Annotated in this window: 19 protein-coding genes; 13 read left to right on the forward strand and 6 right to left on the reverse strand. The window is 30.3% G+C overall.

The annotated features are described in order from the left end of the window. Positions 1 to 63 precede the first annotated feature (63 nt). Positions 64 to 837, forward strand: a complete 774-nt coding sequence (locus tag ACQYZ7_RS07010; protein WP_430729057.1) for a DUF3050 domain-containing protein — start codon at positions 64 to 66, stop codon at positions 835 to 837. Between the two features lie 5 nt (positions 838 to 842). Continuing rightward, positions 843 to 1,796: a glycosyltransferase gene (locus tag ACQYZ7_RS07015; protein ID WP_430729058.1), complete on the forward strand. Its 954-nt coding sequence runs from the start codon at positions 843 to 845 to the stop codon at positions 1,794 to 1,796. 49 nt (positions 1,797 to 1,845) lie between these two features. On the opposite strand, the gene ACQYZ7_RS07020 is transcribed toward ACQYZ7_RS07015, so the two are convergent. From ACQYZ7_RS07020 to prfB, 3 genes are all read right to left on the reverse strand, one after another. After that, the gene (locus ACQYZ7_RS07020; RefSeq protein WP_430729059.1) at positions 1,846 to 4,674 is read right to left on the reverse strand and encodes a M16 family metallopeptidase; all 2,829 of its coding nucleotides are present in this window, start codon (positions 4,672 to 4,674) and stop codon (positions 1,846 to 1,848) included. Positions 4,675 to 4,792: 118 nt separating this feature from the next. Beyond that, on the reverse strand, positions 4,793 to 5,134 hold the full coding sequence (gene arsC / locus ACQYZ7_RS07025) for an arsenate reductase (glutaredoxin) (protein WP_430729060.1): 342 nt from the start codon (positions 5,132 to 5,134) through the stop codon (positions 4,793 to 4,795). Positions 5,135 to 5,206: 72 nt separating this feature from the next. Beyond that, positions 5,207 to 6,301 carry a peptide chain release factor 2 gene (gene prfB, locus ACQYZ7_RS07030; protein ID WP_430729061.1) on the reverse strand — a complete coding sequence of 365 codons (1,095 nt, stop codon included), beginning with the start codon at positions 6,299 to 6,301 and terminating at the stop codon, positions 5,207 to 5,209. A 35-nt stretch (positions 6,302 to 6,336) separates the two neighbouring features. Between prfB and ACQYZ7_RS07035 the strand changes: the two genes are divergently transcribed. After that, on the forward strand, positions 6,337 to 7,356 hold the full coding sequence (locus ACQYZ7_RS07035) for a threonine aldolase family protein (RefSeq protein ID WP_430729062.1): 1,020 nt from the start codon (positions 6,337 to 6,339) through the stop codon (positions 7,354 to 7,356). Positions 7,357 to 7,396: 40 nt separating this feature from the next. Here ACQYZ7_RS07035 and ACQYZ7_RS07040 read toward each other — a convergent pair whose 3' ends face one another. After that, complete coding sequence (locus ACQYZ7_RS07040; RefSeq protein WP_430729063.1) at positions 7,397 to 8,011, reverse strand: hypothetical protein; 615 nt, start codon at positions 8,009 to 8,011, stop codon at positions 7,397 to 7,399. 6 nt (positions 8,012 to 8,017) lie between these two features. Continuing rightward, positions 8,018 to 8,512 (reverse strand): RNA polymerase sigma factor, encoded by a 495-nt coding sequence (locus tag ACQYZ7_RS07045; protein WP_430729064.1) that lies wholly within the window; start codon positions 8,510 to 8,512, stop codon positions 8,018 to 8,020. 152 nt (positions 8,513 to 8,664) lie between these two features. On the opposite strand from ACQYZ7_RS07045, the gene ACQYZ7_RS07050 reads away from it, so the two are divergent. The 7 genes from ACQYZ7_RS07050 to ACQYZ7_RS07080 are packed head-to-tail and all read left to right on the forward strand — an operon-like array spanning position 8,665 to position 12,466. Next, positions 8,665 to 9,081, forward strand: coding sequence for a DUF2141 domain-containing protein (locus tag ACQYZ7_RS07050; RefSeq protein WP_430729065.1), 417 nt, complete (start codon positions 8,665 to 8,667; stop codon positions 9,079 to 9,081). A gap of 44 nt (positions 9,082 to 9,125) precedes the next feature. Then, positions 9,126 to 10,481 carry a 2TM domain-containing protein gene (locus tag ACQYZ7_RS07055; RefSeq protein WP_430729066.1) on the forward strand — a complete coding sequence of 452 codons (1,356 nt, stop codon included), beginning with the start codon at positions 9,126 to 9,128 and terminating at the stop codon, positions 10,479 to 10,481. After that, positions 10,462 to 10,779, forward strand: coding sequence for a 2TM domain-containing protein (locus ACQYZ7_RS07060; RefSeq protein WP_430729067.1), 318 nt, complete (start codon positions 10,462 to 10,464; stop codon positions 10,777 to 10,779). The genes ACQYZ7_RS07055 and ACQYZ7_RS07060 overlap by 20 nt, the downstream gene beginning before the upstream one ends. Then, the gene (locus ACQYZ7_RS07065; RefSeq protein WP_430729068.1) at positions 10,769 to 11,056 is read left to right on the forward strand and encodes a 2TM domain-containing protein; all 288 of its coding nucleotides are present in this window, start codon (positions 10,769 to 10,771) and stop codon (positions 11,054 to 11,056) included. Before ACQYZ7_RS07060 ends, ACQYZ7_RS07065 begins: the two co-directional genes overlap by 11 nt. A gap of 1 nt (position 11,057) precedes the next feature. After that, entirely contained in the window at positions 11,058 to 11,396 is a 339-nt protein-coding gene (locus tag ACQYZ7_RS07070; protein WP_430729069.1) for a 2TM domain-containing protein, read from the forward strand. After that, positions 11,383 to 11,691 carry a 2TM domain-containing protein gene (locus ACQYZ7_RS07075; RefSeq protein ID WP_430729070.1) on the forward strand — a complete coding sequence of 103 codons (309 nt, stop codon included), beginning with the start codon at positions 11,383 to 11,385 and terminating at the stop codon, positions 11,689 to 11,691. Before ACQYZ7_RS07070 ends, ACQYZ7_RS07075 begins: the two co-directional genes overlap by 14 nt. 19 nt (positions 11,692 to 11,710) lie before the next feature. Further along, positions 11,711 to 12,466, forward strand: a complete 756-nt coding sequence (locus tag ACQYZ7_RS07080) for a LytR/AlgR family response regulator transcription factor (protein ID WP_430729270.1) — start codon at positions 11,711 to 11,713, stop codon at positions 12,464 to 12,466. Here the strand turns inward: ACQYZ7_RS07080 and ACQYZ7_RS07085 are convergent. Beyond that, complete coding sequence (locus tag ACQYZ7_RS07085; RefSeq protein WP_430729071.1) at positions 12,456 to 12,971, reverse strand: flavodoxin family protein; 516 nt, start codon at positions 12,969 to 12,971, stop codon at positions 12,456 to 12,458. The genes ACQYZ7_RS07080 and ACQYZ7_RS07085 overlap by 11 nt on opposite strands. Before the next feature lie 139 nt (positions 12,972 to 13,110). Between ACQYZ7_RS07085 and ACQYZ7_RS07090 the strand changes: the two genes are divergently transcribed. The 3 genes from ACQYZ7_RS07090 to ACQYZ7_RS07100 all read left to right on the forward strand — a co-directional run bounded on the left by ACQYZ7_RS07090 (position 13,111) and on the right by ACQYZ7_RS07100 (position 15,440). Then, positions 13,111 to 13,965 (forward strand): PPK2 family polyphosphate kinase, encoded by an 855-nt coding sequence (locus ACQYZ7_RS07090; protein WP_430729072.1) that lies wholly within the window; start codon positions 13,111 to 13,113, stop codon positions 13,963 to 13,965. An 87-nt stretch (positions 13,966 to 14,052) separates the two neighbouring features. Next, complete coding sequence (locus ACQYZ7_RS07095; protein WP_430729073.1) at positions 14,053 to 14,880, forward strand: exonuclease domain-containing protein; 828 nt, start codon at positions 14,053 to 14,055, stop codon at positions 14,878 to 14,880. Positions 14,881 to 14,954: 74 nt separating this feature from the next. Further along, positions 14,955 to 15,440 (forward strand): ABC transporter ATPase, encoded by a 486-nt coding sequence (locus ACQYZ7_RS07100; RefSeq protein ID WP_430729074.1) that lies wholly within the window; start codon positions 14,955 to 14,957, stop codon positions 15,438 to 15,440. Positions 15,441 to 15,510 lie beyond the last annotated feature (70 nt).

A 15,510-nucleotide genomic window follows, 5' to 3' on the forward strand; every position in this document is an offset into this window, starting at 1 on the left:
ATAGAAATAGAATATAGATAAAAAGCAAATCGTTAGATTTGCTTTTTTTATTGATAGTTACAAATGAGCAACATTTTACACATAGAAAAGGAGCTAGCTCCGTTAAGAAAGCAACTAAAAGAACACGAGTTATACAGTTCGTTAAAGGATATTAGCGATGTGAAAATTTTTATGGAATCACATGTATTTGCTGTGTGGGATTTTATGTCATTATTAAAAGCGTTGCAACGAGAACTTACTTGTGTGAGTTTACCTTGGTTACCTGCTGTAAATACCAAAACGGCACGTTTTATCAATGAAATTGTATTAGGAGAGGAAACCGATGTTAATGAATTAGGAGAACCAAAAAGTCACTTTGAAATGTATATTGATGCGATGCGTCAAGCAGGTGCAAGTATCGATGAAATTTCAAGTTTTATTTCGGGTATTATTGACAGAAAACCAGTTGAGGAGGCAATGCAAAATTGTTCAATTATTGAAGAAGTAAAAGACTTTGTAAACTTTTCTTTTGAAGTAATTAGAACAAGTCAACCACATATTATAGCATCGAGTTTTACTTTTGGAAGAGAAGATGTAATACCAGATATGTTTTTAGAAATTGTAAAAAATACTGAAGAAAAAGAAGGAAGTTCTTACAGTAAACTTATCTATTATTTAAACAGACATATTGAACTAGATGGTGAGGAACACGGACCATTATCGTTACAAATGATAGAAGAATTATGTGGTAATGATCAACAAAAATGGGATGATGTATTGTTTTATGCTAAAGAGTCTTTGCAAAAAAGAATACAACTTTGGGATGGTATAGCTAAACAAATTAAACAAAGATTTTAGGTTTAATGGACTTGAAGTTTTCAGTAATAGTACCCGTTTATAATCGACCACAAGAGGTTGATGAGTTATTGGAGAGCTTAACAAAACAAGGTTTTCAAGAAAATTTTGAGGTATTAATTGTTGAAGATGGTTCTGAAAATTCATCTGAAGAAATTGTAAAAAAGTATACTTCACAACTCAATCTAAACTATTTTTATAAAGAGAATAGTGGGGCAGGAGCAAGTCGTAATTATGGAATGCAAAGAGCCTCAGGAAGCTATTTTATTATTTTAGATTCAGATGTTATTATTCCTTCGAAATATCTTTCCGAAGTAAAAAAAGCATTACACGAAAGTTATACTGATGCTTTTGGAGGTCCAGACGCTGCACATCCTAATTTCACTGCTTTACAAAAAGCCATTAATTATTCGATGACCTCGGTACTAACAACTGGAGGAATTAGAGGGAAAAAGAAATCGGTAGGTAAATTTCAACCTAGAAGTTTTAACCTTGGGTTATCAAAAACTGCTTTTGAAAAAACAAATGGTTTTTCAAAGATGAAAGCCGGAGAAGATATTGATTTAACTTTTCGTTTATGGGAAAATGGTTTTGAAACACAGTTGATAGAAAACGCTTTTGTGTATCATAAACGAAGAAGTACAATTAAGCAGTTTTTTAAGCAAACTTTTGCTTTTGGTACTGCAAGACCTGTATTAAATAAAAAATATCCTGAAACTGCCAAACTAACCTATTGGTTTCCGAGTTTATTTATAATTGGGGTTGATATTGCTATTATCGCAACGTTCTTTGGGTATTGGCAACTGTTAGCTTTTTATGGAGTTTATTTTTTCTTTATTTTTTTAGATTCTTTTATTCAAAATAAAAACCTAAAAGTAGCTTTGTTGAGTATAGTTACGACTATTACTCAGTTTTATGGTTATGGATTAGGTTTCCTCGAATCTAGATTTCTAAAAAAATAAAAGCTCCCAATTTCTTGAGAGCTTTTGTAAGTTATAATTTTATTGAGAATTATTTCTCAGGATTTAAAACACCTAAAATATATCCATTAGTTAAATATTTCTTAGCTACTTTTTGAATATCCTTTTTAGTTAAAGAGTTCACTCTATCTTCAAAAGAAGCTATATCTGAAACATCATTATTTTGATAGTCTATATTTTTAATGGTTCTTAACCAAAAACGATTCTTTTTAAGATCTTCTTTGTAGTCAGCAATCATTCCTTTTTGAGCTTTCATTAAATCTTCTTCAGTAGGCCCATTTTTAACAACCGAAGCAACTTCAGCAACAGAAATGTTTTTTAATTTTTCAACATTTTCAGGCGCACAAGGGTATGAAATCGTAAAGTTATACCAACCATAAGGCATTTTTGAAATACTACCTCGGGTTCTTGAAGAATACACTCCACCTTCTTGTTCACGTAACTTTTCAGTTAATTTAATTCCAACAACTTCACCTAAAATTTTAAAAGCTAAGGCATCTTCTTTGTTGTATTTAGCTTTCCCTTGATATGTTATACGTACATTACTTTTAGGGTCTTTACCTTTAGTAACTGTTTTAGTATGAGAACCAGATAAAGGTCTAAAACCTGACACTTTATATGCCTCATTAGAATTTTTTCCTGGTAATCCAGCAATATATTTAGCTGCATATTCAGCAAGTTTCTTTTCATCAACATTACCAACAAAATAGAAATTAAAATCACCAGCATCAGCAAAACGCTCTTGATACTTTTTATATGCTAAGTTGTAATCAGCCTTTTCATATTTTTCTGGAGAAGGGAAGCCTGTATAGCGAGGATCTTTTCCATAAACAAACTCACTCATTTCTTTTTGGAAAAAGAAATTAGGACTAGCTAATAAGTTACCTAAGAAGCTCTTTTGCTTGTTAACATACGAATTAAAAGCTTTTTCATCTTTGTTTAAAGAAGTGAAGTATAAATGCACCATTTGGAATAACTCTTCTAAGTCTTTAGGAGTTGCTGAACCACTAAAACCCTCACTTAAGCTACTAATGAATGGAGAAACACGAACAATTTTACCAGACATCATTTTTGATAAATCTGTTTTTGAGAAGCCATTAATTCCTGCTTCAGAAAGTCCTCTATTAGCAAATGAGGTTGCTTTTAATTCTTTATCAGAATATAAAGAAGTTCCACCAAAACTAAAGGCATCAAATAACACTTCATCATTTTTAAAATCGGTTTTCTTATAGGTAATTTTAGCTCCGTTACTTAAGGTCATAGTTTTTGTACCTAAACTTTTGTTTTCAGTAACGTTTACTATAGAACCAGGAGTTGGTTGTTTTGTAATTAATGAAGCAGCAACAGCTTTGTCTTCATAAGGCTTTAACTCTTTTGTTTTAACATCGTTTAAAGCGTCGATAACCTGTTGTTCAGTAACTACTTTTTTAGGTCCGGTAATTACAACCACTCTATTGTCGTCGTGTAAATAGTTTTCAATAAGTTTATTGATCTCTTCTAATTTTACTGAAGGGAGTAGCATTTGTTGTGTCTTGAACTCCCATTCAATACTCGGAATTGGCTCTTGCGCTAAGAAGTTGTTTACATACTCGCCAACAATTCTTTTAGACTCTCTTTTGTCTTTGTCTTTAAAAGCTTTTTCCATTCGAGCAGAAATATTCATTTTTGCTCTATCTAACTCACCTTGTTGGAAACCGTATCTTTTAACACGCTCACTCTCATCTAATAAGGCTTGTAACCCTTTTAATTGTCCGTCAGCACTAACACCTGCTCGAGATTGGTATGCTTCTTTACCACGAGCCCAAGTTCCACCGTGGTAACTAAACCCATATACAAAAGGAGGATTTTCACTGTTACGTAACTCATTTAAGCGGTTGTTTATCATTTGGGTAAATAAAGACTTCACGATTGAATTTCTGTAATCTGTAATTGTTACATCTGGTGTAGCTTTGTCGTAATCTTTATACATTAGTTGTACACTAGAAAAAGGTGCTTCTTTATCAGCTTCAATAGCGATAAAAGTCTCTTTGTGATTTTTTAAAGGAGCAACCTCTCTTTTACGAGGGTTTTTAACCGCTTGAACTTTATCAAAGTGCGATTTTATTTTTTCTTCTAAAATATCAACACTTACATCGCCCACAGCTACCACAGCCATTAAATCAGGACGATACCAATCTTTATGAAAACGACGAATACTTTCATGTTTAAAGTTTTCTAAGTTTTCTTTAGTACCAATAGGAAGTCTTTCAGCATACTTAGAACCGTGCATTACCTTTGGTAAATACTTTTCTAACATACGACTATCTGCACCTCTACGAGAACGATATTCTTCTAAAACAACGCCACGTTCTTCATCAATATCTTTTCCTTTTAATAAAGCACCGTGTGCCCAATCTTCAAGAATTTGAAATCCTTTTTCGAGTTTTTCTTTGTCATCACTAGGGATTGGTAAAATATACACAGTTTCATCAAAACCTGTGTAGGCATTTAAGTGAGCTCCAAACTTTACTCCGATAGATTGAAGGTAATCAACCAACTCGTTCTTTTTAAAGTTTTTGGTACCGTTAAAATTCATGTGCTCCATGAAGTGAGCTAACCCTAATTGGTCATCATCTTCTAAAATAGAACCTGCATTTACGACTAATCGTAATTCTACTTTGTTAGCTGGTTTTGGGTTTTGCTTGATGTAGTAGGTCATCCCATTAGATAGTTTACCTATCTTAACCGAAGAATCGGTTGGGATTTTCATAGCACTTACTTTTCCTTTTTTTGACAGCTTTTGTTGTGTTTCTTTTAAAGCTTGACTATACCCTGTAGATATAAAGAAGGCCAGGGATAGTCCTAATAACGTTTTTTTCATAGTATATGAATTTTAATTTGGTATGCAATTTACATTGAATTATTAAAAAACTAAAAAATTAGTTTTTTAAATTGTGTTAAAATAAAAAAGCTCCCAATTTCTTGAGAGCTTTTAAAAGTTAAATAATTTCTTTTATGGTTTCGGGTGGTCGACCAATAACAGCTTTGTTGCCACTAATAACAATTGGTCGTTCTATTAATTTAGGGTTTTTAACCATTGCTTTAACAACTTCAGTATCTGATAGCTCTTTTCCTTTATATTCCTCTTTCCAAACTTTTTCGTTTTTACGTACCAAATCAATTGGAAAGATATTTAAAAAATTAATAATTTTTTTTAATTCTTCTTCAGTAGGAACAGTATCTAGATATTTTACAATCTCAAACTCTTTTCCAGAGTTTTCTAAAATTTCTAAACCTTGTCTTGATTTAGAACAACGTGGATTGTGATATATTTTTATCATTTTATTGTTAGTTTATAGGTTTATTTGTAAAGTTTTTATGTAGGTAAATTGAAAAACAAATTCTTCTAATTCCTAATCTTCTTTTTGTCCCATCATCATTAAATAAGCTTTTAAAAAAGGATTGATATTTCCGTCCATAACAGCATCTACATTTCCTGTTTCGTACGCTGTACGAACATCTTTTACTAATTTATATGGGTGCATTACATAGTTTCGAATTTGGCTTCCCCATTCATTTTTCATTTTATTAGCTTCTATTTCTTCACGAGCAGCTAGTCGTTTTTGTAATTCAATTTCGTATAACTGCGATTTTAACATTTGCATTGCTGTAGCTCTGTTATCGTGCTGAGAACGTGAGTTTGAACATTGAATTTGAATTCCTGTTGGTTTGTGTAACAGTTGAACTTTTGTTTCAACCTTATTTACATTTTGTCCCCCGGCACCACTAGAACGAGCTGTGGTAATTTCAATATCAGCAGGATTTACTTCAATTTCAATAGAATCATCAGCTACAGGGTACACATATACCGAAGCGAAAGAAGTATGGCGTTTAGCATTGCTATCAAAAGGAGAAATACGTACTAAACGATGTACACCATTTTCACCTTTTAACCATCCAAAGGCATAATCACCATCAAATTCTAAAGTAACTGTTTTTATTCCTGCTACGTCTCCTTCCTGATAGTTGAGTGTTTTAATTTTAAAACCTTGTTTTTCTGCCCACATTGTATACATACGAGTTAACATTTCTGCCCAGTCGCAGCTTTCAGTTCCGCCAGCACCTGCGGTAATTTGTATGGTAGCACTTAAACTATCTCCTTCCTCAGAAAGCATGTTTTTAAATTCAATATCTTCTAAAAAAGATGTGGTTTTGTCAAATTGCTCGGCAACTTCATTTTCATCAAGATCACCTTCTTTGTAAAAATCGTAGAGTACAGCTAAATCATCATTTAAAGAAACTACAGTATTATAATCTTCTACCCATTTTTTTTTAAAACGAAGTGATTTCATTACAGATTCAGCTTCTTTTGGGTTATTCCAAAAATTAGGGTTAGCTGTTTTTTCTTCTTCATTCGAAATTTCAATTAACTTCTTGTCAATTTCTAAATATCCTTTTAACTTGCCAATTCGTTCAGCGATATTTTTAAGCTGTTCGTGTGTAATCATAGTGCAAAAATACATTTTAAAAATCGTAGTTAGAAATGGAAATAAACTTAATAAGTGATACCGTAACAAAACCAACCCAAGGAATGTTAGAAGCGATGATGAGTGCTAAGGTGGGTGATGATGTTTTTAAAGCAGATCCGACAGTAAATTTGTTGCAAGAAAAAGTAGCAGCTATGTTTGGAATGGAAGATGCGTTGTTTTTTCCATCGGGAACAATGGCAAATCAAACAGCAATAAAAATTCATACACAACCAGGAGACAGGATGTTTTGTGATAAATGGGCACATGTATACAATTATGAAGGTGGTGGAGCAGCATTTAACGCAGGAGTAACTTCTTGTTTAATAGATGGTGATAGAGGTATGTTTACAGCAGAACAATTGGAGAATTTAGTAGGAGGTAGGAATGATATTCATACTCCCTATAGTAGATTGGTTTGTGTTGAAAATACCACTAATAAAGGAGGTGGTGCTTGTTGGGATTTTGAGGAATTACAGAAAATTCAAAAAGTAGCAAAAGCAAATGATTTAACATATCATCTTGATGGAGCTCGTTTATTTAATGCGCTAGTAGCTAAAAATGAAACTCAGATACAATATGGAGAGTTATTTGATACTATTTCTATTTGTTTGTCAAAAGGGTTGGGAGCTCCAGTAGGTTCTGTTTTGATAGGTAGTAAAGAACATATTGAAAAAGCACTACGCGTACGAAAGCTATTTGGTGGCGGAATGCGACAAGCGGGTTTTTTAGCAGCAGCAGGAATTTATGCCTTAGATAATCAAGTGGAACGTTTAGCAACAGATCATCAAAAAGCAAAAGAAATAGGAGAGGTTTTAAAAAAATGTTCTTATGTAACAAAAGTGGAATCTATAGAAACCAATATTGTTATTTTTTATGTAGATGATTCGATAAATCCAGATGATTTTATGAAAAAAATGGCAGATAAAGGAGTGTTGCTAATTTCCATGGGAGAAGGTAAAATTCGTATAGTAACACATTTAGATTATACGAATGAAATGCATGAAAAGTTGTTGCAAGAATTGAAATCGTTTTAAAAATAAAAAGAGAACTTGATATCAAGTTCTCTTTTTATTTTTAGTTTAACTCATCAATTTTTGCCAGTTCTTTATAATTTTTATTAAGTTTTCTTAGTAAGATACCATATAATAGTTGGTAGAATAACCAATAAAGCCCTGTAAGAATTACTATAAGGAAAATAGAAATAATAATAACAACTAAGTAAAAGGTAAAAGTATGTGCATGCTCTCCATTCAAAAGCATATGGATTATAGTAATAAGAGATACAATAAAAACAAAACTTAAATTAATAAAAACATAAGCTTTAACCGTTTTACGAGTTTTTAAAATTTTGGACATTAAAGTTTTAGTATCATCAGAAGTAGAAATGCTTTTATAATTTTTGTAAAATCGTATTAAAAAATAGATAATAATTAAATAAGAAAGGATCTCAATTTCTAGCATATATGTTCCAATAGGGCTACCTTTTAATTCCTCGTATTCATTAGGGTTAACTCTAAAAAGAAAGTTTATAGAGGCGACAAAAACAAATTCTAAAAGTCCAATAATAAAAATCCATTTTACTATTGATGAAGACTTGGAGTGCGCTATTTTATAGATGTCAACCTTAGAAACTTTGTTAGTCTCCTCTGGTTGATTACCCCATGCTTTTTTATATTTATCTAAATCCATTTATAATTATGGGTTTAATATTTTTTTTAATTTATCTTTTGCTCGGTTCATTTTTACGCGAGCATTTACTTCGCTAATACCTAGAGTTTCAGAGATTTCTTTGTAAGGTTTATCTTCTAGGTATAAAAAAATTAATGCTTTATCAATATCATTTAATTTACGGATAGCACCATACAGAGCTTTTAACTGTACTTCTTCAGTATCATCATATTCTTCTGCTTTAATTTTAAAGGAATAATCTGTAAAATCTTGTGTTTTTATACTTCTTGTCGACTTCCTATATAAAGAAATAGCAGTATTCAATGCTACTCGATACATCCAAGTGCTAAATTTAGCATCTCCTCTAAATTTACTATAGTTTTTCCATAACTGAATTGTGATTTCTTGAAACAAATCGTTATGTGCATTTTGGTTAGTAGTGTAAATCCTACATACCTTATGCACAATGTTTTGATTGGCTTCGAAATCAGTTAAAAATTTATTTTCTAATTCTTTTTTCACTAAGTTCAGTAGAGTTGATATGTTATAAGTAGCTCAAAAATACAAATTGTTACAACTCATCCTAAAAATAATACAATTCAGTTTGTTTTTATTTTAGAAATAGAGTTTCCGATGAATATTTGTGTCATAATTAATCATAAAAAATAAACACAATGAAATTCTTAATACACATTTTTGTTATAGCAGTTTTATTTACAGTTGAAATGGTTTCAGCTCAAAGCAAAACAATCACAGCCACAGTTGTAAATGTTACTTCCGATAAAGGAAAAATAAAATTTGCTTTATATACAAAAGAGAACTTTAGAAAAGAACCATTACAGGCGAAAGAATCAATAATAAAAAAGGGAAAAAGTACTGTGATTTTTGAAAAAGTACCAGATGGAGAGTATGCTATTATTTGTTTTCATGATGTAAATGATAACAATAGAATGGATTTTGAACCTAATGGAATGCCTTTGGAAGATTACGGAGCATCAAACAATAATTTATCACGTTTTGGTCCTCCACAATATGAAGCTGCTAAATTCTTGGTTAAAGATAAAAATGTATCTTTCGATATAAAATTTTAATAGTATAAGATTTACTATTGTCAAGAATAAATAAAAGTAAATACATGAAAACTCCATCAAAAAAAACATTTAAGGGCTTAAAAAATGATATCTGGGTTTGTACAAAGCTTACAATTATTTTCGGAATAGTTTTTACCTTAATAAACAAGGCGTTTACTTTAAAAGAAGCTGGATTAGTGTTTTTGTTTTCTGCAATGTATTCTTTTGTTTTAGGGTTAGGTAATGGAGTTATTAATGGTTATCTAAGTAAAAAATGGAACTGGGTTTCACAAACCAACCAAAGAGTTTGGGCGGGCATTATAGCAACAATAAGCTATACAGTAGTAGCTGTTCTACTAATTCATTATATACAATACTTTGTTATTTATAATAACAACATAGATAACTTTTTTAAAGGACAGTTTTTATGGATGCATTTATTTGCAATTATACTTTCATTAGCCATCGCTGTATTTTTTCATGCGAAAGATTTTATGGTAAACTGGAAGGCATCTGTAAAACAAGAAACTACACAACATGAAATAGTAGCCAAAACAGAAACTGCAAAATTTGAAACTTTAAAAAATCAGATAGATCCACATTTTTTGTTTAATAGTTTAAATGTGTTAACCTCTTTAATTAGTGAAAACCCAAAGCAAGCTGAAAGGTTTACAACAAAACTATCTAAAGTATATAGGTATGTATTAGAACAACGAAATAAAGAGTTGGTTCCAATTCAAGAGGAATTACAATTTGCTAAGACATATATGGAACTATTACAAATGCGTTTTGAAGAAGCAGTACAATTTACAATTCCTGAAGAAGTGAGTAACCCCGAGTTAAAAATAGTTCCGCTATCACTTCAATTATTATTAGAGAATGCAGTGAAACATAATGTAGTTTCATCAACGAAACCTCTAGAGATAAAAATCTTTGAAGAAGGAGGGTTTTTAAAAATTCAAAATAATGTTAATCCAAAAGAAGCTATAGGTAAAAGTACTAAAGTTGGGTTGAGAAATATTGCTGATCGCTACGGTTTAATAACTGATAGAAACGTTCAAATAATTAATAACAATAAAACATTTACAGTGTGTTTACCGCTGTTAATGAATATAAAAAATATAACAATGGATACAAATAATTTAGAAAATAGTAATTACGTAAAAGCAGTAGAGAGGGTAGAAAAACTAAAAGAATTTTATCAAAACTTAGTGTCGTACTGTATAGTTATACCTTTTTTAATATTTATAAACCTTAAAACATATTCAAAATTTCAATGGTTTTGGTTTCCGATGATAGGTTGGGGAATGGGGTTGGTTTTTCATTATTTAGAAGTAAATAATTATAATTTATTTTTAGGAAAAAACTGGGAAGAACGCAAGATTAAAGAATTAATGGATAATGATAAGAAGTACAAATAAGATGGAAGAAGAGTATACACTAAATTACAAATACGCTAAAGCAAAAAAGAAAGTAGAAAAAATTAAAGGGTTTTATATTCATCTCATAGTAACTATATTAATTATACCTGTTTTGATTTTTATAAACCTAAAGTTTGTGCCTAGCTATTATTGGTTTTATTACCCAGTAGCAGGAATGTTAATCAGTGTGTTTTTTCATTGGTTAGGAATTTTTGGGATTGAGAAAATAGGACTAGGAAAAGATTGGGAAGAACGAAAAATTAAAGAATTTTTAGAAAAGAATCATCATGGAAAATAACTACACAGAAGAAAAAAAATATTTAGAAGCCAAAAAGAAAGTAAAGCAAGTAAAAGGGTTTTATGCACATGTTTTGGTAAATATAGTTTCAATAGTCATTATTGTTTTAGTAAACTTGAAATTTTCACCTTATTATCATTGGTTTTGGTTTCCTGTGATTGGGATAGTACTAGTTACTTTTATTCATTGGATGATAGTCTTTGGTGTTGATGTATTAGGTTTTGGAAAAGATTGGGAGGAAAAAGAAATAAACAAATATTTAAACAAAAAGAATTAGTATGGAAAGAGATTATACAGAAGAGCATAAATATTTATTAGCCAAAAAAAGAGTAGAAAAAATAAAAGGGTTTTACTGGCATTTGGCGGCGTATGTAATTGTGAATATATTCATTTCTGTCGTAATCATTATAGGATTGATGAATGAAGATAAATTAACTTTTACTAAAGCAATAAGTAGTTTTGAAGTATATGCTACTTGGATTTTTTGGGGGATTGGAATGTTTTTCCACTGGTTAGGAGTATTTGGAACCAAAACATTTTTTAATAAAGATTGGGAGCAGCGTAAAATACAAGAATACTTAGATGAGCTAAAAAAGAAAGAAAATGGAAATTTTTAATAAGGAAGAACAATACATAAGAGCTCAGAAAAGAGTGGAAGAAATCAAAAAATTCTATAAGCATTTAGTAGTTTATATACTGATAAATTTAGTATTTATTGGAAGAAGAATATACAAGGATATTGTTTATAGAGGTGAATCAATCTTTGATGCTTTTTTAGATCTCCATAATTATCGTTTCTTTTTTTGGTGGGGAGTTATTGTATTTTTACATGGATTTAGTGTTTTTGCAAAAGGAAAGTTGTTTTCAAAAAAATGGGAAGAACGTAAAATTAAAGAATACATGAATGAATAATAAATTACTAAAACAAACTATGAATATTATAATTATAGAAGATGAAAAGCCAGCTGCAAGAAGATTAAGTAGAATGTTGGCTGAGTTAGGTTTAGAAGTCCAGCAAATGCTACACTCGGTAGAAGAATCTATTAATTGGTTTCAAAATAACGAACATCCCGATTTAATATTTTTAGATATTCAACTTTCAGACGGGTTATCATTCGAAATTTTTGAAGAAGTAACTGTAAAATCAGCCATTATTTTTACCACTGCTTATGACGAATATGCATTAAAAGCATTCAAGTTGAATTCAATAGACTATCTATTAAAGCCAATAGACGAAGATGAATTAAAAATAGCAGTAGATAAGTTTAAAGAACATCAACCTTTACAGAGTAATATACAAGTAAATATTAATGATATTCGTAAACTATTAATTAACCCTGTAGACAGAAAATACAAAAAACGATTTACTATAAAAGTGGGGCAGCACTTAAAAATAATTAATACAGAAGATATTGAATGCTTTTATTCGGAAAATAAAGCAACTTATATACATACATCTTCTAATAGAAATTATTTAATAGATAACTCTTTAGAATATTGGCAAGAAGAGTTAGACCCAGAACAGTTTTTTAGAGTAAGTAGAACTTTTATTGTGTATATAAATGCTATAAAAGATATAGTATCTTATACTAACTCACGCCTACAACTAAAATTACAATCTTATGATAATACAGAAATAATTGTAAGCAGAGAGCGAGTAAAAGATTTTAAACACTTTATTGAGTAAGTAATTGTCTAAATTTATCAACTCTTAGTTCAGCTTCAGGATGTAAATTGTTTCCATCTTCAGTAAACCAAGCATGCGTGCTACCTAGGTAATTCATGCCTAGATATTTGGTACTTTCAATAAAAGGCATTTCAAAACCATTTCTAAGGTCATCAGCACCAGAATTACTAATTAGAGCCATGTTTTTACCTCGTAGTTGTCTTCCTAAATCTTTTTTGTAGTGTAATAAATCTGATAAACGATCAAAAAAAGTTTTTAGCGTTGCACTCATAGTATACCAATATACAGGAGTAGCAAAGACTAATGTATCATACTTGTTAATAATTTCTTCCATTAGAGGAATAAAATCATCATCAGCATTACTAAAATCATATTCAAACACACCAATTTTTTTTGTTTTTAAGTCAACAAAATCAAAAGATTCATTGTTGTTGAGGTAGTTAATCACTTTATTAGTGTTTCCTGTACTTTTAGAACTAGCTTGTATAATAATTGTTTTATTCATCTGTTGTTTATTTGGAAGTAAAGCTCAAAAAAATAAATAAAAAAATATTTCAGATTTAATTGTAATAATTGATAATAACCAAGAAAAAATCAATAGAAGAAGTCTATATTTTTGTACTTTTATGCTATAAAAAAAGCGGATGAACACAAATACTTATAAATTTTCTAAAAAAAGGGAGTTAAAAGAGTTTTCTACCCAAGAAGTTGTCGATAATGCTAAGAAAAAATTAAAAAAAGCAAGAAAAAAAATTAGCGACTTGCAAGACACTATGTATGCAGAAGGTAAGTATAGTGTTTTATTGTGTTTACAAGGTATGGATACTGCAGGTAAAGACAGTTTAATCCGCGAAGTTTTTAAAGATGTAAACGCCCGTGGAGTCATGGTACATAGTTTTAAAGTACCAACAGACTTGGAGTTAAAACACGATTTTTTATGGCGTCATTATATAGCATTACCTGCCAAAGGGAAAATAGGTGTTTTTAATAGAACACATTACGAAAATGTTTTGGTAACAAGAGTACATCCAGAATATGTATTTGCTGAAAATATTCCAACAGTAAATAGTCTCGATGATTTAAACGATGCTTTTTATCATAGTAGAATGGAGCGTATTAATCAGTTTGAGAAACATATATCAGAAAATGGAACCATAATATTAAAGTTCTTTTTAAATGTATCAAAAGAAGAACAGAAAAATAGGTTGTTGCGTAGGTTAAACATTCCAGAAAAAAACTGGAAGTTTTCTGCTGGAGATCTTGAAGAACGAAAGTTATGGAAAAAATATCAAGAATGTTATGAAGATATGTTACAGAGAACATCAACAGATTATGCACCTTGGTATGCCGTTCCTGCTGATGATAAACCAACAGCACGTTATATTGTAGCGAAAATTTTAGAAGAAGAATTAGAAAAATATAATTTTAAAGAGCCTACATTACAACAGAAAGTGTTAGAGCAAATAGATGAATTTAAAAAAGAATTAAATAACGAATAAGAGTTGGAAAGTATAAAGTTGGAACGTTTTGAAGAGACACCAACTTATTAAATATTAGAAACTTTCAAACTATATGAAACAATATACATGAAACTAAACTTAACAAAACCAATCGTATTTTTTGATTTAGAAACCACAGGAGTAAACATAGCTAAAGATAGAGTAGTTGAAATATCTATTTTAAAAGTGTTTCCTAATGGTAATAAAGAAAGTAAAACATGGTTGGTAAATCCAGAAATAGAAATACCAAAAGAATCTTCAGAAATTCATGGAATTACTAATGAAAAAGTAGTTACAGAACCAACCTTTAAAGAATTAGCACCACAAATAAATGAGCTAATTGGAGATGCTGATTTAGCTGGGTTTAATTCAAACCGATTTGATATTCCTTTATTAGCAGAAGAACTATTACGATCAGGAATTGATTTTAACATGAATAATCGTAAAGCAGTAGACGTACAAACTATTTTTCATAAAAAAGAGCAAAGAACATTAAGTGCGGGTTACCAATTTTACTGTGGAAAAGAGCTAGTAGGAGCACATGGTGCTGAAGCGGATACAAATGCAACTTATGAAATCTTATTGGCACAGGTTGAAAAATATGAAGATTTAGAAAACTCAGTAGAAGTATTGAGTGAATTTTCAACTCATGGAAAAAGAGCAGATTTTGCAGGATTTATCTTGTTTAATGATGAGGATCAAGAAATCTTTTCTTTTGGAAAGTATAAAGGAAGAACTGTTGAAGAAGTGTTAAAAGAAAACCCAGGATATAATGCTTGGATTCAAAACGCCGATTTTCCGTTGTATACAAAAAAGGTGTTAAAAGAAATAAAGGAACGAATGTCAGCACCAAAAAGCACAATGACAGATGAAGAAAAGCTACAAGCTTTACAACAGAAGTTTAATTTAAGGTAATCTTTAACATTTATTTTTAGTAATTATCTCAGTTGTTCTTTAATTTAGATATTACGAAAACAAACACAATAAAAATGTTTACAGAATATAAAAAACTACCCTTAAACTCTAGAGTTTGGGTGTATCAGTCAAATAGAGAGTTTACACAAGAAGAAATAGAATTTATCAGTGCAAAAGCACTGCTTTTTATTGATAATTGGACACGTCATGGAGACGATTTAAAAGGGTCATTTACTATTAAATATAATCAGTTTTTAGTATTAGCAGTAGATGAGAACTTCAACAATGTTTCTGGTTGTTCAATTGATGCTTCTGTGCGTTTTGTACAGGAATTAGAAAAAGAGCTAGAATTAGATTTAATGAACAAAATGAATGTTTCTTTTAAGGATGGAGATAATATTAATATTGTTAAACTTCCAGAGTTCCAAAATTTTGCCAAAGAACAAAGAATAACTGCAGAAACAGTCGTGTTTAATAACATGGTGAATACTAAAGAGGATTTTGAAACAAAATGGGAAGTACCAGCAAATAAGAGTTGGCATGCACGATTTTTGGTATAACTATTGATTTTTAAAAAAAAGAACATATTAAAACTTTACAGACTCTTGTAAAGTTTATAAAGAAGTAAGA

Origin of the sequence: Tenacibaculum sp. SDUM215027 (assembly GCF_050566205.1) — a bacterium.
Lineage (GTDB): Bacteria > Bacteroidota > Bacteroidia > Flavobacteriales > Flavobacteriaceae > Polaribacter.